Here is an 18,097-nt window from a genome sequence, read left to right as displayed (position 1 = left end):
AGGGTGGTCGGGCTATGACGAAGCCATCCCTCCCCGATCTCCTGCACGCCGCCGTGACCGCCGTCGGCGGTACGGAAAGGCCGGGCCAGGCCGCCATGGCCGAGGCCGTTGCCGAGGCCGTCGACGACAATTCCCATCTGCTCGTCCAGGCCGGCACCGGCACCGGCAAGTCCCTCGGCTACCTGGTGCCCGCGCTGGCGCACGGGGAGCGCGTCGTGGTCGCCACGGCGACCCTGGCGCTGCAGCGGCAGCTCGTGGAGCGGGATCTTCCGCGTACGGTCGACGCCCTGCACCCGCTGCTGCGCCGACGCCCCCAGTTCGCGATGCTCAAGGGCCGTTCGAACTACCTCTGCCTGCACCGGCTCCACGAAGGGGTGCCGCAGGACGAGGAGGAGGGGCTCTTCGACCAGTTCGAGGCCGCGGCCCCGTCGAGCAAGCTCGGCCAGGACCTGCTGCGACTGCGGGACTGGTCCGACGAGACCGAGTCCGGCGACCGCGACGACCTGACCCCCGGCGTCTCCGACCGCGCCTGGGCACAGGTCTCGGTCTCCTCCCGCGAGTGTCTCGGCGCGAGCAAATGCGCGTACGGCGCGGAGTGTTTCGCCGAGCTGGCCCGGGAGCGGGCCAAGCTCGCCGAGGTCGTCGTCACCAATCACGCCCTTCTCGCCATCGACGCCATCGAGGGCGCCCCGGTCCTTCCGCAGCACGAGGTGCTGATCGTCGACGAGGCCCACGAGCTGGTCTCCCGGGTCACCGGAGTGGCCACCGGCGAGCTCACCCCGGGCCAGGTCAACCGTGCCGTGCGCCGGGCGGCGAAGCTGGTCAACGAGAAGGCGGCCGACGCCCTGCAGACCGCGTCGGAAGGGTTCGAGCGGGTGATGGAGCTGGCGCTCCCCGGCCGCCTGGAGGAGGTTCCCGAGGACCTCAACTACGCGCTGCTGGCGCTCCGCGACGCCGCGCGTACGGTGATCTCGGCGCTGGGGGCCACCCGGGACAAGTCCGTCCAGGACGAGGACGCCGTCCGCAAGCAGGCCCTGGCGTCGGTGGAGACGATCCACGGCGTCGCCGAGCGCATCACCCAGGGCTCGGAGTACGACGTCGTCTGGTACGAGCGCCACGACCGCTTCGGCGCTTCCCTGCGAGTCGCCCCGCTCTCCGTCTCGGGGCTGCTGCGCGAGAAGCTCTTCACCGAGCGGTCCGTCGTCCTCACCTCGGCCACGCTCAAGCTCGGCGGGGACTTCAACGGGGTGGGGGCCTCGTTGGGGCTCGCCCCCGAGGGCACCGCGGGCGACGACCTCCCGCAGTGGAAGGGGCTGGACGTCGGCTCCCCGTTCGACTACCCGAAGCAGGGCATCCTGTACGTCGCCCGGCACCTGGCCACGCCGGGCCGGGAGGCGTCCCGCACCGACATGCTGGACGAGCTCGCCGAGCTGGTGGAAGCGGCCGGCGGGCGCACCCTCGGGCTGTTCTCCTCCATGCGGGCGGCCCAGGCCGCCGCCGAGGAGCTGCGGGGCCGACTCGACAAGCCGATTCTGCTGCAGGGCGAGGAGACGCTCGGCGAGCTGATCAAGAATTTCGCGGCCGATCCGGAGACCTGCCTCTTCGGGACGCTGTCGCTCTGGCAGGGCGTCGACGTGCCGGGGGCCAGCTGCCAGCTGGTGGTCATGGACCGGATCCCGTTCCCGCGTCCCGACGATCCCCTGATGAGCGCCCGCCAGAAGGCGGTCGAGGAGGCGGGGGGCAACGGGTTCATGGCGGTCGCGGCGACACACGCGGCGCTGCTGATGGCCCAGGGCGCCGGTCGGCTCGTACGGGCCACGGGGGACAAGGGAGTGGTCGCGGTACTCGACCCGCGCCTGGCCAACGCCCGGTACGGCAGCTATCTGCGCGCCTCGCTGCCCGACTTCTGGTACACCACCGACCGCAATCAGGCGCGTCGCTCGCTCGCCGCGATCGACGCGGCGGCCAAGGCCGACGGCAAGTAGGCCGGACAGGGCGGTCAAGCACGGGCACCCGGGCGCTCGGGTACGGGCGTCCGGTGTACGGGTGTCGTCCGGGCGGCGAGGGGCCGGGGCATGGGCAGGGCCCCGGGATCGGCGCAGTGGATCCCGGGGCCCGGTCTGAGCGGGCGGGTGGTCACACCCGCCGCAGTACCGCCACCACTTTGCCGAGGATCGTCGCCTCGTCGCCGGGGATCGGCTGGTACGCGGAGTTGTGCGGGAGCAGCCACACATGGCCGTCCTCCCGCTTGAAGCGCTTGACCGTGGCCTCGCCGTCCAGCATGGCGGCCACGATGTCACCGTTCTCCGCGACGGGCTGGCGGCGCACGGTGACCCAGTCGCCGTCGCAGATCGCCGCCTCGATCATCGAGTCGCCGACGACCTTGAGGACGAACAGCTCTCCGTCACCGACCAGTTGGCGGGGGAGGGGGAAGACGTCCTCGACCGACTCCTCGGCGAGGATCGGGCCACCGGCCGCGATCCGGCCGACCAGCGGTACGTACGACGCCGCGGGCTTGCCGGTCGTGTCGGTGGGCTGCGAGCTGGGCTGGTCCGAGCCGCGGACCTCGTACGCCCGCGGGCGGTGCGGGTCGCGGCGCAGGAATCCCTTGCGTTCCAGGGCCATCAGCTGATGGGCGACGGAGGACGTGCTGGACAGGCCCACCGCCTGGCCGATCTCCCGCATCGAGGGCGGATACCCGCGCCGCTGCACGGAGTCCCGGATCACCTCGATCACCCGCCGCTGCCGGTCCGTGAGCCCCGAGCTGTCCGCCCGGATGCCGGGAGGTCGGCCGGGCAAGGAGCGCGCTGGGCGCGCGGGCTCTGGCCCCTCCATGTTCGTGACTGAGTCATTCATGGCATGCACCGGCTCGAATCGGCTCTGGGAGCGGTCCTGGGCGGTGATGGTGGCGCTGTCTGCGGTGGTGGTCACGTCGGCCCCTCTCGAATGGTCTCCCTGGCTGGACAACGGTAGTAGCTTTCGAAAGGTTGCGCCAAACACACGTTCGAGTGAAAAACGAATAAAAGTCTGTCCAGTGCTGACCGCTGGGTGTATGAGCGGTGGCCGGGTGTCATGATCCACCGCGGGCCCACCGGTGATCCGGGCGGTTCACGGTAGTGCCCGCCGGGGCGCGGGGCGGCCGGGTCGGGGCGGTCGCGCGGGAGGGGCCCGGGGTGTTGTCGGGGTCCGACAGCGGGAGCCCCGCGATCCTGGCCGCCCCGCCGTTCCCGTACCCTCGTCCACGGCCGTACGCTGCCTGCCGATCGCTCGTGATGCGCGACACGCGGTAGGGCTGGATGTGCAACCAAACCCAAGATCTAGTGGTTGGATTGCCTCGGCCGCCCAGAAGTTGTGGTCCCCGGTCTGCCGGGGGTGTGGCCATCGCCTATGCTTGTCACTGCTTCGAGGGGCCCCTGAGGGCCCTGCAGAGGCTATTCAGTCGTGCTGTGAAGGAGGGTTGGGAGCCATGCACTGCCCCTTCTGCAGGCACCCCGACAGCCGGGTCGTCGACAGTCGCACCACCGATGACGGCACGTCCATCCGACGCCGCCGCCAGTGCCCCGACTGCTCCCGCCGTTTCACCACGGTGGAGACCTGCTCGCTGATGGTGGTGAAGCGCAGCGGCGTGACCGAGCCCTTCAGCCGCACCAAGGTCATCTCCGGCGTGCGCAAGGCGTGCCAGGGTCGGCCGGTCACCGAGGACGCCCTCGCCAAGCTCGGCCAGCGTGTCGAGGAGGCGGTGCGCGCCACCGGCAGTGCCGAGCTGACCACGCACGACGTGGGGCTGGCCATCCTCGGCCCCCTGCAGGAACTCGACCTCGTCGCGTACCTGCGTTTCGCGTCCGTGTACCGGGCGTTCGACACACTCGAAGACTTCGAGGCCGCCATCGCGGAACTCCGTGAGCAGCGGCCTCCCGCGAAAGAGCGCGGGAAGGGCGAGACCCCCGCGGTCCCCGTTCCCGCCGTCGCCGCCGACTAGAGCGGCGCCGGCCTGCCGGCACGGGTCCGTGGACCGGCGGCGGGGCGGCTTCATGAACCTGTTTCGGGCGCTTTGCGGTGCCTGAAGCATCAGAGACAGACTGTGCCCCGGGAAGTTCTGGGCACTTCAGGGCGTTTTTGCCCACATATGGGAGGCGGCATGACAGAGACGGCGAGCGGCCCGGCACGAGGTTCCCGTACCAAGGGATCCAAGGCGAGCAAGGGTCTGCGCATCGAGCGCATCCACACCACCCCCGGCGTGCATCCGTACGACGAGGTGACGTGGGAGCGCCGTGACGTCGTCATGACCAACTGGCGCGACGGCTCGATCAACTTCGAGCAGCGTGGCGTCGAGTTCCCCGACTTCTGGTCGGTGAACGCGGTCAACATCGTCACCAGCAAGTACTTCCGCGGGGCCGTCGGCACCCCGCAGCGCGAGACCGGTCTGAAACAGCTCATCGACCGGATCGTGAAGACGTACCGCAAGGCCGGCGAGGACCACGGCTACTTCGCCTCTCCCGCGGACGCCGAGATCTTCGAGCACGAGCTGGCGTACGCCCTCCTGCACCAGATCTTCAGCTTCAACTCGCCGGTCTGGTTCAACGTCGGCACGCCCCAGCCGCAGCAGGTCTCCGCCTGCTTCATCCTGTCCGTCGACGACTCCATGGAGTCGATCCTCGACTGGTACAAGGAAGAGGGCATGATCTTCAAGGGCGGCTCCGGTGCCGGCCTGAACCTCTCCCGCATCCGCTCCTCCAAGGAGCTGCTGTCCTCCGGCGGCAACGCCTCCGGTCCGGTCTCCTTCATGCGCGGCGCCGACGCCTCCGCGGGCACGATCAAGTCCGGCGGTGCCACCCGACGCGCGGCCAAGATGGTCATCCTCGACGTCGACCACCCCGACATCGAGAACTTCATCGAGACCAAGGTCAAGGAGGAGGAGAAGATCCGCGCCCTGCGCGACGCGGGCTTCGACATGGACCTGGGCGGCGACGACATCACGTCGGTCCAGTACCAGAACGCCAACAACTCGGTCCGGGTGAACGACGAGTTCATGAAGGCCGTGGAGACCGGCGGCAAGTTCGGGCTGCGCGCCCGGATGACCGGTGAGGTCATCGAGGAGGTCGAGGCCAAGTCCCTCTTCCGCAAGATGGCGGAGGCGGCCTGGGCGTGCGCCGACCCGGGCATCCAGTACGACGACACGATCAACCAGTGGCACACCTGCCCGGAGTCCGGCCGGATCAACGGCTCGAACCCCTGCAGCGAGTACATGCACCTGGACAACACCTCGTGCAACCTCGCCTCGCTGAACCTGATGAAGTTCCTCAAGGACGACGGCAAGGGCAACCAGTCCTTCGAGTCCGAGCGCTTCGCCAAGGTCGTCGAGCTGGTCATCACCGCGATGGACATCTCCATCTGCTTCGCGGACTTCCCGACCCAGAAGATCGGCGAGAACACCCGCGCCTTCCGCCAGCTGGGCATCGGTTACGCCAACCTCGGCGCCCTGCTGATGGCGACCGGCCACGCCTACGACAGCGACGGCGGCCGCGCCCTCGCCGGCGCCATCACCTCGCTGATGACCGGCACCTCGTACAAGCGCTCCGCCGAACTCGCCGCGGTCGTCGGCCCGTACGACGGCTACGCCCGCAACGCCGAGCCGCACCAGCGCGTCATGAAGCAGCACGCCGACGCCAACGCCGCGGCCGTCCGCATGGACGACCTGGACAACCCGATCTGGGCCGCCGCCACGGAGGCCTGGCAGGACGTGATCCGCCTCGGCGCGAAGAACGGTTTCCGCAACTCGCAGGCCTCGGTCATCGCGCCCACCGGCACCATCGGTCTCGCGATGTCCTGCGACACCACCGGTCTCGAGCCCGACCTCGCCCTGGTCAAGTTCAAGAAGCTGGTCGGCGGCGGCTCGATGCAGATCGTGAACGGCACCGTCCCGCAGGCCCTGCGCCGCCTGGGCTACCAGGAGGAGCAGATCGAGGCGATCGTCGCCCACATCGCCGAGCACGGCAACGTGATCGACGCCCCCGGTCTGAAGACCGAGCACTACGAGGTCTTCGACTGCGCCATGGGCGAGCGCTCCATCTCCGCGATGGGCCACGTCCGCATGATGGCCGCGATCCAGCCGTGGATCTCCGGTGCCCTGTCCAAGACGGTGAACCTGCCGGAGACGGCCACCGTCGAGGACGTCGAGGAGGTCTACTTCGAGGCGTGGAAGATGGGCGTCAAGGCGCTCGCCATCTACCGCGACAACTGCAAGGTCGGCCAGCCCCTCTCCGCGAAGACCAAGGAGAAGGAGAAGGCAGAGGTCACGGCCAAGGCCGAGGAGACCATCCGTACCGCGGTCGAGAAGGTCGTCGAGTACCGCCCGGTCCGCAAGCGCCTCCCCAAGGGCCGCCCCGGCATCACCACCTCCTTCACGGTGGGCGGCGCCGAGGGCTACATGACCGCCAACTCCTACCCGGACGACGGTCTCGGCGAGGTCTTCCTGAAGATGTCCAAGCAGGGTTCGACTCTCGCGGGCATGATGGACGCCTTCTCCATCGCCGTCTCGGTGGGTCTGCAGTACGGCGTCCCGCTGGAGACGTACGTCTCGAAGTTCACCAACATGCGCTTCGAACCGGCCGGCATGACGGACGACCCGGACGTGCGGATGGCGCAGTCGATCGTCGACTACATCTTCCGCCGCCTCGCGCTGGACTTCCTGCCCTTCGAGACCCGCTCCGCCCTGGGCATCCACTCGGCCGAGGAGCGTCAGCGCCACCTCGACACCGGTTCGTACGAGCCCTCCCTGGAGGACGAGGAACTGGACGTCGAGGGCCTGGCCCAGTCCGCGCCGCTGCGGACGGAGCCGCTGAAGGCGGTGGCCGCGGTGCAGGAGGCGGAGAAGCCCGCGCCGAAGACCGCGCACACCTCGGCGGAACTCGTCGAGATGCAGCTGGGCATCAGCGCGGACGCGCCGCTCTGCTTCTCCTGCGGCACGAAGATGCAGCGCGCCGGATCCTGCTACATCTGCGAGGGCTGCGGCTCCACCAGCGGTTGCAGCTGATACCGGATGCGATCACGTCCGAAGCGGCCTTGAGCGCCCGCCGCTGAGGACACCGAACCGCGCATGAGGAAGGGTGCCGGCCATGGCCGGCACCCTTTCCGGCGTCCGGACCCCGCGAAGGTCCGGACACGCCGTGCCCTTCGTGCGCCGAGGCCGCACGGGGTGCGTCACCGGCCTCCGGCGGCGAAGCGGATGGGAGCACCGGGGACAGCCCTTGGGGAATAATTCGAAGGCGCCCGCAGCGTACGGCTGCGTAGATTTCCCCCATGCCGAGCCCGGAACTCCAGCGGATCACTGCCTTCTTGACCGACTTCGCCCGCCGTCAGGCCGAGCGCGTCGTCGAACTCCCGGGCGGATTCGTCGTACTTGACGACACGTTCGCCCATTCCCGTGCGAACAACCAGGTCTTCATCGACACGGCCGTGGATCCCGGGGCGCTGCCCGCCGTCGCGGAGAAGGCACTGGGGCATCTGAACCACCGGATGATCTCCGTGCTCGACGACGGTCTCGCGACGGCGTGCGCGGAGCCGTTGATCCGGGCCGGATACACCCGCTCCACCTGTCTGCTCATGCTGCACGCGGGGCCGGTGCCGGCCGGCGGGCCCGCGGAGGAGGTGGACCTCGACGCACTGCGCACTCCGCTCGCCCGGCAGTGGCGGGTATTCCTCCCGGACGTGGACGACGAGGTCGTCCGCCACCTCGTCGACCGGCGCGAGGCCCGTCGGCGCGGGGCCGACATCGTGCGTTTCATCGGCGCCCGCACGGAGGAGGGCGAGGTCGCCTCGTGGGCCGACCTCTATCTGGACCCGGCGACCGGCACGGCCCAGATCGAGGACCTGGTCACCTCGAAGGCCCACCTCGGGCGCGGTCATGCCGACGCCGTCCTGACCACCGCCCTGCGCCTGGCCGCCGCCGAGGGCTGCGGCACCCGCTTCCTGTCGGCCGACGAGGAGGAGTGGCCGCGCCACTGGTATGAGCGCCGCGGCTTCTCCGCCATCGGCCGCATGCACTGCTTCGAACGGGGCTGAGCGCGGGACGGTCCGGACGGAGAGTGGCCGAACGGCGGCCCGCGGTACGAAGGGGACCGCTCGGTGGCGGGTCCCCTTCGGCATGCCGGCCGGCTTCCCCCCGCCGTCCCCTCGGCCTGCCGTGACGCGTCACGCTCCGGGCGTACGGCTTCCCATCGCACCGGCGAACGAGTCGGGGTCCCCGTCGAAGCCGCGAACCATGCTGCGGAACTCCCAGGCACCGGAGGTGCCGCGGACGAACTCGGCGACGGTCGCCGCGGTGGCGGTGCCGACCGCGGAGAAGTCGTCCTCCGCCAGGTTCGTATAGCCCTCCCGGATCTGGACGCCGGTGTTCGGTATGTCGGCGAACGCCTTGCGACCGTCGCGCTGCTGGATGGCGACCCCGACGACGACCCGGGCGTACGCGGATGACAACCGGCTCAGCTCCAGCGTCATCACCTCGTCGAAGCCGAAGCCCTGGCCGGTCCTGCTGTCGCGGTTGAGGTTGATGGTGCCGTCCGGCGAACGGCTGTCGAAGTGCACCAGATAAGCGGGGCTGCCGTACGGCGCGTCCGCGAGGTACGTCGCCGCGATGATGTCGAGGTCGTGGTCGGGGGCGCCCGAAGGACTGGGATCCCATTTGAGCCTGACTTCGACCTTCTCGATGTCCTTGTTGGGCGTGCTCATCGGACTTGCCTCCCTGGCTTGCCGCCGGGCCGTCGGGGCGTTCGTTCCACCCGATCATGTCCGTAACCGACCGTGGAGCCAACCGACTTGGCTCTCGATGGCGGAATCGGGCCACTGCCGCCCCGTCGGAGGGTGACCCGCGCCACGCCCGGCGCCGTACGATGGCGCAGTGCTGGTCAAGTGGATTCGTTGCACCGTGGTGGACCGTCGAGGCTTTGAACGGGGGCAGCGGAAGTGGGCGGAGCTGCTGGGCGAGCCCGGATTCAGGGGGCAGGGCGGCGGGTGGAGCCGGGAACGCCCGGATGTGGCGCACGTCTTCGCCTTCTGGGAGAACCGTGTCTTCTACGACTCGTTCATGGCGCGGGCCCATGACGACCTGGCAGCCGCACAGTCCGGTACGTACAGCGGAATCCAGGTCAAGCTGTTCGAGTACCGCTTCGATGTGAAGACCGGTTTTGAGCCGCGCTTCACCGACGCGGACGTCGTCAGGGTGGCGCACAGCAAGGTGCGCGAGGACCGGGTGGAGCACTTCGCGCTGATGCAGGAACGGGTGTGGAACCCGGCGATGGCCGGATCGCCCGGCATGCTGCGAGGGGTGTTCGGCGAGGCTCCGGGGCATGAGTTCCTGGTGTTGTCCATGTGGCAGTCGAGCGCCGAGCGGGGCAAGTACCGGGCGGGGAGCATCGAGCGGTTGTCGCAACGGGCTCGGATCGAGGACGACGTGGCGGAGCTGGCGGGAGACGTCGTGCAACTGGAACCCTCCTGGACGGTGTGACGGGTCGGCGCGGCGGATCCGGCCGCGCCGGTGTCCGGGACGGCGGGCCGCGGATGCCACGGGCCGCTGATCAGGTAGTCCCGGCCGGGGCGTCGGTGTCTTCTGGGGCGGCCGCGGTGGCGAAGACCCCGGCTCGGGCGGCGGCCAGCGCAGCGGCGGCACACTGGTCGGCCAATTCCCCGTCGACGGGCTCGCGGGTGATGAACAGTCTGAGGAACAGCGGTGACACGACGGCTCTGACGAGCGCCCCCGCATCCGTTCTCCGGTCCAGCTCGCGCCGGGCCACGGCGCGCTCGACGATGGCCTCGCAGCGCGCGAACCGCCCCGCGTAGAAGGTGTTCAGCGCCTCCGCGGCGCGGCGGGACTGGAACGCGGCGGCGATGAAGGCGGTCGGCGCGGCCGCCGTGGCGGGGGCGGTGAAGGACTCGGCCGTCGTGTGCGCCAGCGCGCGCAGATCCCCTTCCAGACCTCCGGTGTCGGGCGGCGCCCAACTGTCCTCCCCGGCCAGGTCGAGGGCGTCCGCGACCAGCCCTTCGACGTTCTCCCAGCGCCGGTAGAGGGTCGTCTTGTGGATACCGGCGTGCTCCGCGACGTATTCGACGGTGAGGCCCGGGTATCCGTGTTCCACCAGGCCGGTGAGAACGGCGTCCCGGACCGCGGCCCGGGTCCGGGCGGTGCGACCGCCGGGGCGGCGGGTGCCGGGCGCGAGCGGGGCCGTCGATGCCCCGGCCGTCGAGGTGTTTCCTTGCTCGTTCAATTGCTACTCCAGTTGCATTAGTGGATTTCAGTGTGCCACACTCGCCTTAATGCGACAACGGTGGCGTTTGTTTGTGCTCGCCGGTCCGTCCAGGGGCGGCCCGGCCGGCGGCCGCTGTCGCTCCTTGTCCTCAGATCGATTTATTTCCCGAACGACCGAGTCCGGAGGCGCTCTTGCCCACGCAGATCTCATTGCGCGATGTGTCCATGTCCCGAGGTGAAAGGCTGTTGCTCGACGATGTCTCGCTGACCGTGCGCCCCGGCGAACGGATCGGCATCGTGGGGGAGAACGGCGCGGGGAAGACGACCCTCCTCCGCCTGCTCGCGGGCCTCGAACGGCCCGACGCCGGAAGCGCGTTCACGGCAGCGGACGGAGGTACGGGCCTGCTGGCCCAGACCCCGAGACTGCCGCCCGACAGCACGGTCCAGGACGTGATCGACGACGCGCTCGCCGAACTGCGCACGATGGAACGGCGGTTGCGCGAGGCCGAGGCGGAGCTCGGTACGGCCGACCGGACCGCGCTCGCCTCCTACGGGGACCTGCTCACCGAGTTCGAGGCACGCGGCGGATACGAGGCGGACGCCCGTGTCGACAAGGCGATGCACGGTCTCGGTCTCGCCCACATAGGACCGGACAGGAGGCTGGGCAGCCTCTCCGGCGGCGAGCAGGCGCGGCTCGGCATCGCCTGCCTGATCGCGGCGAGCCCCGAGGTGATGCTGCTCGACGAACCCACCAACCACTTGGACGGGGCGGCTCTCGACTGGCTGGAGAGCGCCCTGCTGGCACATACCGGCACGGTGGTCGCGGTCTCCCACGACCGGGTCTTCCTGGAACGGGTGGCCACGGCGGTGCTGGAGGTCGACGCCGACCGGCGCACGGTCGTGCGCTACGGGGGCGGCTACTCGGGATTCCGGGCGGAGCAGGACGCCGCACGGCGACGGTGGGAACAGTCCTACGCCCAGTGGTGCGAGGAGACCGCGCGGCTGGAGGAGTACACGACGACCACCGCCCACGGCGTCGCGGCCGGCCGCGCCATCAAGGACAACAACAAGATGGCCTACGACCGGGCCGGTGGCCGGGTCCAGGCATCGGTGTCCGGTCGAATCCGCAACGCCGAGAAGCGCCTTGAGCGACTGAGGGAGCAGCCGGTCCCCAGGCCGCCCGATCCACTGCGCTTCGCCGCCCTGCCCACCGCCGGTACGACTGGGGGCGAGCTCGTCTCGCTGACGGACATACGCGTCGGCGACCGGCTCGCGATCGACCGGCTCTCCGTGACGGCGGCCGACAGGATCCTGATCCACGGCGGCAACGGAGCGGGGAAGTCCACCCTGCTCCGCGTCATGGCGGGCGTGCTCGAACCGGACGCGGGGCGTGTGATCCGGCGGGGCCGGATCGGCTACCTCGCGCAGGAGGTGCCGGTGAACCGCCCGGCGGAGCGCGTGCTCGCGACATTCGGCCGAGGACTGCCCCTCACCGAGGAGGAGCAGGCGGAACTGCTGCTCTCGTACGGGCTGTTCCGCCCCCGGGACCTCGGGGTGCCGGTCGGATCGCTCTCCGCCGGGCAGCGCAGACGGCTCGCCCTCGCCCGCCTGCTGGCCCGGCCCGCGGACCTGCTGCTGCTCGACGAGCCCGCGAACCATCTGGCGCTCGGCCTCGTGCAGGAGCTGGAGGAAGCACTGGCCCACTGGCGGGGCGCGCTGGTCGTCGTCTCCCACGACCGGCTGCTGCGCCGTCGCTTCACCGGTGACATCCGTCGGATGGAGTCCGGACAACTGCTCGAATGAGCCGTGCTCGATCTAGGGTCGGTACATGGCACGACCGCAACGCATCGTCCTCGTCCGGCACGGGGAGTCCGAGGGCAACGCAGACGACACGGTGTACGAGCGCGTGCCGGACCACGCGCTGAAGCTCACCGCGACAGGGCTGAGGCAGGCCAGGGAGACGGGGCTGCGGCTGCGGGAGATGTTCGGGCACGAGCGCGTCAGCGTGTACATCTCGCCCTACCGCCGCACCCACGACACCTTCCGGTCCTTCGGCCTCGATCTCGAACGGGTGCGGGTCCGGGAGGAACCACGACTGCGGGAGCAGGACTGGGGGAACTGGCAGGACCGGGACGACGTGCGCCTGCAGAAGGCGTACCGCGACGCGTACGGCCACTTCTTCTACCGCTTCGCGCAGGGGGAGTCCGGAGCCGATGTGTACGACCGGGTCGGGGCCTTCCTGGAGAGCCTGTACCGCAGCTTCGAAGCCCCCGACCACCCGGAGAACGTCCTGCTCGTCACGCACGGGCTGACCATGCGTTTGTTCTGCATGCGCTGGTTCCACTGGTCGGTGGCCGAGTTCGAGTCGCTGTCCAATCCGGGCAACGGGGAGACCCGGACGCTGATGCTCGGCGAGGACGGGCGGTACACCCTCGACCGGCCCTTCGAGCGCTGGAGAACCCCTGAGCCCTACGGCATCACCGGATAGAGTGGACGAGCGATGACAATTGCCGACTCTGCTTCCGACCAACGTTTCGCACGAGCCCTCGCCAGCCTGCACGGACTGTCCGTGGGAGACGCACTGGGCTCCCAGTTCTTTGTTCCCGTCAACTATCCGCTGCTGAAGCGGCGCGAACTCCCGCCGGGCCCCTGGCAATGGACGGACGACACCGAGATGGCCGTCTCGGTCCTGGCTGTGCTGGGGGAGCACCAGCGAATCGATCAGGACGCACTGGCCGGCTCCTTCGCCGAGCACCATGATTTCGACCGGGGATACGGCCCCGCGGTGAACCGCATGCTCAGGCTGGTCCGTGAAGGCGGCGACTGGCGGGAGCTGGCGTCCGCGCTGTTCCAGGGCCAGGGCTCCTGGGGCAACGGCTCCGCGATGCGCATCGCGCCGCTCGGCGCCTGGTACGCGGACGACCCGGAGCAGGCCACCCATCAGGCCGAGATCTCCTCCTACACCACGCATCAGCACCGCGAGGCGGTCGTGGGCGCCATGGCGGTCGCGGCCGCGGCCTCCCTGGTGGCGGCGGACAGCGGCCCGCCCGCCCCGGCGGACCTGCTCGACGGCGTGATCGCCCTCGTGCCGCGCAGTGCGGTGGGTGCCGGGCTGCGCCGGGCCCGGGACATGCTCGACTACGACGACGCCGGCACCGTTGCGGCGGTCCTCGGCAACGGCCGCCGCACCAGCGCGCACGACACCGTCCCGTTCGCCCTCTGGTCGGCGGCACGGGGCCTCGGCGACTTCGAGCAGGCATTCTGGGTGACGGCCCAGGCGGGCGGAGACGTAGACACCACCTGCGCGATCGTCGGCGGGATTGTCGCCGCGGGCAGGAACGGCGCCCCGCCCGCCGACTGGTCGGCACAGACGGAGGAACTGCCGGACTGGCTCCCGCGCCCGTCCGGCGACGCCGCCTGAGCCACCGACGCGTGAGGCGTCGCCCCGGTGCCGTCCGTCTGTCACGGTACTGCCACAGCCCCTCCCTCCCTGCCGGAAGCGGCAAAGGAGGGGCTACTCTTTCGGCCACGCCGCCGTCGATGATCATTTTGACGCGCGTGCGCCGAATCGAGACGCCGGGGTGCCCCAAGCAGCTGCCCTGCGGGTGGTGCGTGCGGGCCTCGGCAGGGGAGGGGTCCCATGTCCGATCGCACACCAGGAACCGCCGGGCCGGAAGAAGTCCCCGAGGCGTCCGGGCCAACGGAACGGGGCGGAACGTCCGAGCAGGCCGCACCGGTGAAGGTGCCGGAGCTTCGCGATGACATACCCGAGCCGCCGCGGACACCGAAGTACGCACAACCACAGGGCAGACGGCAACCACCGCCCAGCCACTGGCAGCCACAGAGACCCCAGGAACCCGCGCTGGCGCGACTGCGCCCGGCCGCACCGGCCGCCATCCGCGGCGCGACGCTCTGCTGCGTCCTCGTCACGGCGCTGCTGAGCTCCCTGCTGCTGGGGGACGGCCTCGGGCCGAATCTGCTGATCGTCGCCGTTCCCGCCTCGCTCGGGGCCTTCTACGCCGCGCGGGCGGCCGGCCGCCGCCTCCGCCCGTGGACCGCCTGCTGGGCGGTCGGTGGCCTGGCACTCCTCGCGGTGCCCGCCCTCAGGGCCGCAGGATGGCCCGTGTTCCTCGCCGTCGTCTCGGCCATCGCACTCGGCTCGCTCGCCCTGCACGGAAGCCGCAGCTGGCTCGGGGTGTTCCTCGGCTCGCTGGGCCTGTTCAGCTCCATCGCCGACGGGCTGGCCTGGGGCGGACGGGGCGTGCACGCCAGGGTCGCGGATTCCCGGGGACGTCTGGGCGTCGTCCTGCGCAGCACCGGCGTGGCGCTCGTTCTGCTCATCGTGTTCGGGGCGTTGTTCGCCAGTGCCGACGCAGCCTTCGCCGACGTGCTCGGCGACCTGATGCCCGATGTGTCGATGAAGGACAGCCCCTGGCGGGTCCTCCTCTTCGTCACCGGTCTGATCGGTGCACTCGCCGCCGCGTACACCGCGGCCGCCCCGGTGCGCTGGGACGGCATCACCATCCGCCGGGGCAAGGCGCGCGGGCGGCTGGAATGGGCCCTGCCCCTCATCGTGCTGAACCTGCTGTTCGCCGTCTTCATCGCCGTCCAGCTCACCGTGCTGCTCGGCGGATACGACAAGGTGATGGCCGAGACGAGCCTCAGCCACGCCCAGTACGCCCGCCAGGGTTTCTGGCAGCTCCTCTGGGCGACGCTGCTCACCCTGCTGGTCATCGCGCTCGCCCTGCGCTGGGCCCCGCGCGGACGGGAAGGCGACCGCACGCTCGTCCGGAGCGTGCTCGGCGTGCTGTGCCTGCTCACCCTCACCGTCGTGGCCTCCGCACTGAGGAGGATGGATCTGTACGTCGACGAATACGGGCTGACACGGCTGCGCATATCCGTGGCCGCGGTCGAACTCTGGCTCGGCGTGGTGATCGTCCTGATCCTGGTCGCGGGAGTCTTCGGCGCCCGCCTGCTGCCGCGAGCCGTCGCGGTCAGCGCCGCCGTCGCCGTCCTCACCTTCGGACTCGTCTCGCCGGACGGACTGATCGCGGAGCAGAACGTCCAGCGCTACCGCGACGACCGCTCCATCGACATCTCCTACCTCCGGGGCCTGTCGGCCGATGCCGCACCGGCCCTGGACACACTGCCCGAACCACTGCGCTCCTGCGCCCTCATGGACATCGAGCGGTCACTGCGCTCCGACGACGTGCCCTGGTACGCCACCGACCTGGGCGAGGCGCGGGCCCGGGACATCCTGCGGAAGAAGCCGATCTCCGGCGATCCGGTGCAGTCCTGCACGGCTTCACGCACAGGCGGCGACGGCGAAACAGGCGTCGACCAATACGATCCCTACGACCCGTACTGACCGGCCCTGCCCACGCGTTCGGGTCGTACCGGCCGGGTATCCCGAGGTGGCGGCACCGCACCGTACCGGTGCGGCCCCACGCGCGGGCCATGCTCCCGCGGACGTGTCGCCACCCGCTCCACGATCCGCCGCGAGGTTCCGGCGACTGACAGGAGCCCCGGGGTTTTGCCGGCGTCGTCATCGGCGTACGCTGACAGGCGCCATGCCGTACGAACCACCCACGCACACCGTCGAGCGCTCACTGCGCGCCACCACCGGTGCCAAGATCATCGCCGGTGTCGACGAGGTCGGACGCGGAGCGTGGGCGGGACCGGTCACTGTCTGCGCGGCCGTCACCGGCCTCCGCAGACCTCCCGCCGGACTCACCGACTCCAAGTTGATCAGTCCCAAGCGTCGCGCGGAGCTGGCGCCGCTGCTGGAGAGCTGGGTCACCGCCTTCGGTCTCGGCGACGCCTCTCCCCGGGAGATCGACGAGCTCGGGATGACCGCCGCACTGCGCCTGGCCGCTGTACGTGCCCTCGAAGCCCTGCCGGTCCGGCCGGACGCGGTGATTCTCGACGGCAAGCACGACTACCTGGGAGCGCCCTGGCAGGTCCGCACCGTGATCAAGGGCGACCAGTCCTGCATCGCGGTCGCGGCCGCTTCGGTGATCGCGAAGGTCCGCCGGGACACGATGATGGCCGAACTGGGCGCGGAATCCGGTGAGTACGCCGACTTCGCCTTCGGCGCCAACGCCGGTTACCCGTCGCCCGCGCACCGGGCCGCACTGGAGGAGCGGGGGCCCACGCCCCACCACCGCCTCTCGTGGTCCTACCTCGACGCGGTGCCCAGGTGGCAGCACCTCAAGAAAGTCCGTATCTCCGCCGAGGCGGCTGCACTGGAAAGCGGGGGCCAGCTCGGCTTCGACTTCTGATCGCGCACCTGTACCCACCCGCCGATGCCCCGAGCGACGGCGTTTGATAGACAACCACTCATGCCTCTCATCCCCGAGGAGCCTCAGATTCACGAGAGCGCCCAGGGTCCCCGCGTCACTCCGGCCTCAGGCCGTACCGCGTCGACCCCCCGTCCCGTACCCGGCCCGCGTTCAGCGGCCACGCCGCGCCCCGGTCGCCCCGGGCCCGGCCCCGCGAAGCCCGCGCCCCCGGCGCAGCGCCCGCACCCCACTCCCGGCCGACCCCAGGCAGGTCAGCAGGAGAATCGTTCCGCACCGCAGATCCAGCTGATCCCCGCCTCGGCGGCCGGCGCTCTCGACGCCGCCGACGAAGCGGTGGACCTGCTGCTCGAATCCGGCCGCGCGCCGGGCGAGATCCTGGTGCTCACCACCGGTGAGCAGCACCCGTGGGCCGCGCACGAACTCTCCTTCGGCGAGGCCGCCTACTGGGCGCAGCACGAGGCCGGCGACGACGTCTTCTTCGCCGGTGCCGCGGCCGCGGACCGGCTGAAGCCCCGCCCCGTGGTGATCGTCGCCGTCAACGGAGGCGGCGAGGTCGCACCTGCGCTGACCGACGCACGGGAGCGTGCCGGAGCACTCCTGATCGTGTGCGGTGACCCGCAGCGGATCAACGCGGTGCTCGGCGCCGGGGTCTGATCCGCAGGGCCCCCGGAACCACGACGGCCCGGCTGCCCGACAGGGTGGTCGGGCCCGCGTCCGTGATCAGCGGGCGGCGGTGTGCCGCAGGGCCTGCGCCGCGCCACCACCGGTGCGCAGCGGGGCCGGGTCGGGCCCGAGCGGCATGTCGGCGAGCGCGGACGGGCCGGACGTGGAGTTGGGGCGGCGACCGCCCCGGCCCTCGCCCAGCACCTGCCAACCGCCGCTGGTCAGCGTGATGTACGCGCCGCAGCGCAGCCCGTGCAGGGTGCAGGCGTCGCGCAGGCCCCACATCCAGGCACCGTCCTCCTCCGTCCAGCGCTCGTCGCCCTCGCGGCAGTAGAGCAGCACCGCGGTCCGGACGGGCGTGCGGCGGCGGAGGTCGTGCGGGATCACCCGGCGCAGATGCGCCAGCAGCGCGTTGCGGAACTCCCAGCCGTCCGCGGCCGTGGGGCGACGAGTGAACGAAGCGCTGGCCGTGAGGCGTTCCTCGTGGTCGAGCACGGCCACGACGGCGGTCGTCGGGGTCGGTCTGTGCCGGGCGTGCAAGCCGCTGACAACCTCGCGGGGGTTGCGCAGCAGCGGTATTCCCGCTTCAGCCCACTCGGCCGGTTCGAGCATCCTGGCAAGACGGTTGGCGGAGTCGGCGGATGCCGACATCGAAGTGGCTGCGGACGGAGCGAATCCGAAGGTCACGGTCCTCCCTTCGCATACGCGCCCATGATGCGGGCAGGGTCGAGTGAGGGCGCACCGCGGCACAACCCTTCCGGGCCGCGAAAGGGACTGCGCGGGGAGCGAGTCCAATTCTTCCTGGCGTATCGGCAGGCGGCAACGAGCAATTGGCGCAGGTGACGGTAATCAGCCGGAATGACTCTGATATCCCTGCCCACGCCTTGCCCGA

The 18,097-nt window shown here is 70.6% G+C and carries 15 protein-coding genes; 11 read left to right on the top strand and 4 right to left on the bottom strand.

Annotated features, from left to right (window positions below; genetic code table 11):
* The first annotated feature begins 14 nt into the window (after nucleotides 1–14).
* Nucleotides 15–1,985, top strand: a complete 1,971-nt coding sequence (locus tag ACFYW1_RS26745) for an ATP-dependent DNA helicase (protein WP_388998246.1) — start codon at nucleotides 15–17, stop codon at nucleotides 1,983–1,985.
* 151 nt (nucleotides 1,986–2,136) lie between these two features.
* Here ACFYW1_RS26745 and lexA read toward each other — a convergent pair whose 3' ends face one another.
* Nucleotides 2,137–2,931: a transcriptional repressor LexA gene (gene lexA, locus ACFYW1_RS26740; protein ID WP_072488421.1), complete on the bottom strand. Its 795-nt coding sequence runs from the start codon at nucleotides 2,929–2,931 to the stop codon at nucleotides 2,137–2,139.
* A 535-nt stretch (nucleotides 2,932–3,466) separates the two neighbouring features.
* On the opposite strand from lexA, the gene nrdR reads away from it, so the two are divergent.
* From nrdR to ACFYW1_RS26725, 3 genes are all read left to right on the top strand, one after another.
* Nucleotides 3,467–3,979: a transcriptional regulator NrdR gene (gene nrdR / locus ACFYW1_RS26735; RefSeq protein WP_148839803.1), complete on the top strand. Its 513-nt coding sequence runs from the start codon at nucleotides 3,467–3,469 to the stop codon at nucleotides 3,977–3,979.
* Between the two features lie 159 nt (nucleotides 3,980–4,138).
* Nucleotides 4,139–7,033 carry a vitamin B12-dependent ribonucleotide reductase gene (locus tag ACFYW1_RS26730; protein WP_388998242.1) on the top strand — a complete coding sequence of 965 codons (2,895 nt, stop codon included), beginning with the start codon at nucleotides 4,139–4,141 and terminating at the stop codon, nucleotides 7,031–7,033.
* Nucleotides 7,034–7,299: 266 nt separating this feature from the next.
* Nucleotides 7,300–8,061 (top strand): GNAT family N-acetyltransferase, encoded by a 762-nt coding sequence (locus tag ACFYW1_RS26725; RefSeq protein ID WP_388998239.1) that lies wholly within the window; start codon nucleotides 7,300–7,302, stop codon nucleotides 8,059–8,061.
* A gap of 129 nt (nucleotides 8,062–8,190) precedes the next feature.
* Here the strand turns inward: ACFYW1_RS26725 and ACFYW1_RS26720 are convergent, their stop codons facing one another.
* Nucleotides 8,191–8,727 carry a TerD family protein gene (locus tag ACFYW1_RS26720; protein WP_388998236.1) on the bottom strand — a complete coding sequence of 179 codons (537 nt, stop codon included), beginning with the start codon at nucleotides 8,725–8,727 and terminating at the stop codon, nucleotides 8,191–8,193.
* A 169-nt stretch (nucleotides 8,728–8,896) separates the two neighbouring features.
* On the opposite strand from ACFYW1_RS26720, the gene ACFYW1_RS26715 reads away from it, so the two are divergent.
* On the top strand, nucleotides 8,897–9,502 hold the full coding sequence (locus tag ACFYW1_RS26715) for a YdbC family protein (protein ID WP_388998233.1): 606 nt from the start codon (nucleotides 8,897–8,899) through the stop codon (nucleotides 9,500–9,502).
* Nucleotides 9,503–9,572: 70 nt separating this feature from the next.
* Here ACFYW1_RS26715 and ACFYW1_RS26710 read toward each other — a convergent pair whose 3' ends face one another.
* The gene (locus ACFYW1_RS26710) at nucleotides 9,573–10,259 is read right to left on the bottom strand and encodes a TetR/AcrR family transcriptional regulator C-terminal ligand-binding domain-containing protein (RefSeq protein WP_388998230.1); all 687 of its coding nucleotides are present in this window, start codon (nucleotides 10,257–10,259) and stop codon (nucleotides 9,573–9,575) included.
* A gap of 173 nt (nucleotides 10,260–10,432) precedes the next feature.
* On the opposite strand from ACFYW1_RS26710, the gene abc-f reads away from it, so the two are divergent.
* From abc-f to ACFYW1_RS26680, 6 genes are all read left to right on the top strand, one after another.
* Nucleotides 10,433–12,043: a ribosomal protection-like ABC-F family protein gene (gene abc-f, locus ACFYW1_RS26705; RefSeq protein WP_388998227.1), complete on the top strand. Its 1,611-nt coding sequence runs from the start codon at nucleotides 10,433–10,435 to the stop codon at nucleotides 12,041–12,043.
* Nucleotides 12,044–12,068: 25 nt separating this feature from the next.
* A complete protein-coding gene (locus tag ACFYW1_RS26700; protein ID WP_388998225.1) occupies nucleotides 12,069–12,728 on the top strand; it encodes a histidine phosphatase family protein in 660 nt (219 codons plus the stop codon).
* Between the two features lie 12 nt (nucleotides 12,729–12,740).
* Nucleotides 12,741–13,661: an ADP-ribosylglycohydrolase family protein gene (locus tag ACFYW1_RS26695; protein WP_388998222.1), complete on the top strand. Its 921-nt coding sequence runs from the start codon at nucleotides 12,741–12,743 to the stop codon at nucleotides 13,659–13,661.
* A gap of 219 nt (nucleotides 13,662–13,880) precedes the next feature.
* The gene (locus ACFYW1_RS26690; protein WP_388998219.1) at nucleotides 13,881–15,608 is read left to right on the top strand and encodes a DUF4153 domain-containing protein; all 1,728 of its coding nucleotides are present in this window, start codon (nucleotides 13,881–13,883) and stop codon (nucleotides 15,606–15,608) included.
* A 202-nt stretch (nucleotides 15,609–15,810) separates the two neighbouring features.
* On the top strand, nucleotides 15,811–16,521 hold the full coding sequence (locus ACFYW1_RS26685; RefSeq protein WP_388998216.1) for a ribonuclease HII: 711 nt from the start codon (nucleotides 15,811–15,813) through the stop codon (nucleotides 16,519–16,521).
* Between the two features lie 60 nt (nucleotides 16,522–16,581).
* On the top strand, nucleotides 16,582–17,196 hold the full coding sequence (locus ACFYW1_RS26680) for a hypothetical protein (RefSeq protein ID WP_388998213.1): 615 nt from the start codon (nucleotides 16,582–16,584) through the stop codon (nucleotides 17,194–17,196).
* Nucleotides 17,197–17,262: 66 nt separating this feature from the next.
* Here the strand turns inward: ACFYW1_RS26680 and ACFYW1_RS26675 are convergent, their stop codons facing one another.
* Nucleotides 17,263–17,892 (bottom strand): hypothetical protein, encoded by a 630-nt coding sequence (locus tag ACFYW1_RS26675; protein ID WP_388998210.1) that lies wholly within the window; start codon nucleotides 17,890–17,892, stop codon nucleotides 17,263–17,265.
* Nucleotides 17,893–18,097: the final 205 nt, after the last annotated feature.

Source organism: Streptomyces sp. NPDC002669 (genome assembly GCF_042889165.1).
Classification (GTDB): domain Bacteria; phylum Actinomycetota; class Actinomycetes; order Streptomycetales; family Streptomycetaceae; genus Streptomyces.
The sequence above is the reverse complement of the archived record's forward strand: the minus strand, read 5'-3'. Positions and strand labels throughout refer to the sequence as shown.

What these genes read in the sequence shown, in the direction of transcription:
- ACFYW1_RS26745 (WP_388998246.1), top strand. Translation starts at nt 15, where the DNA reads ATGACGAAGCCATCCCTCCCCGATCTCCTGCACGCCGCCGTGACCGCC.
- nrdR (WP_148839803.1), top strand. Translation starts at nt 3,467, where the DNA reads ATGCACTGCCCCTTCTGCAGGCACCCCGACAGCCGGGTCGTCGACAGT.
- ACFYW1_RS26730 (WP_388998242.1), top strand. Translation starts at nt 4,139, where the DNA reads ATGACAGAGACGGCGAGCGGCCCGGCACGAGGTTCCCGTACCAAGGGA.
- ACFYW1_RS26725 (WP_388998239.1), top strand. Translation starts at nt 7,300, where the DNA reads ATGCCGAGCCCGGAACTCCAGCGGATCACTGCCTTCTTGACCGACTTC.
- ACFYW1_RS26720 (WP_388998236.1), bottom strand. Translation starts at nt 8,727, where the DNA reads ATGAGCACGCCCAACAAGGACATCGAGAAGGTCGAAGTCAGGCTCAAA.
- ACFYW1_RS26700 (WP_388998225.1), top strand. Translation starts at nt 12,069, where the DNA reads ATGGCACGACCGCAACGCATCGTCCTCGTCCGGCACGGGGAGTCCGAG.
- ACFYW1_RS26695 (WP_388998222.1), top strand. Translation starts at nt 12,741, where the DNA reads ATGACAATTGCCGACTCTGCTTCCGACCAACGTTTCGCACGAGCCCTC.
- ACFYW1_RS26690 (WP_388998219.1), top strand. Translation starts at nt 13,881, where the DNA reads ATGTCCGATCGCACACCAGGAACCGCCGGGCCGGAAGAAGTCCCCGAG.
- ACFYW1_RS26685 (WP_388998216.1), top strand. Translation starts at nt 15,811, where the DNA reads ATGCCGTACGAACCACCCACGCACACCGTCGAGCGCTCACTGCGCGCC.
- ACFYW1_RS26680 (WP_388998213.1), top strand. Translation starts at nt 16,582, where the DNA reads ATGCCTCTCATCCCCGAGGAGCCTCAGATTCACGAGAGCGCCCAGGGT.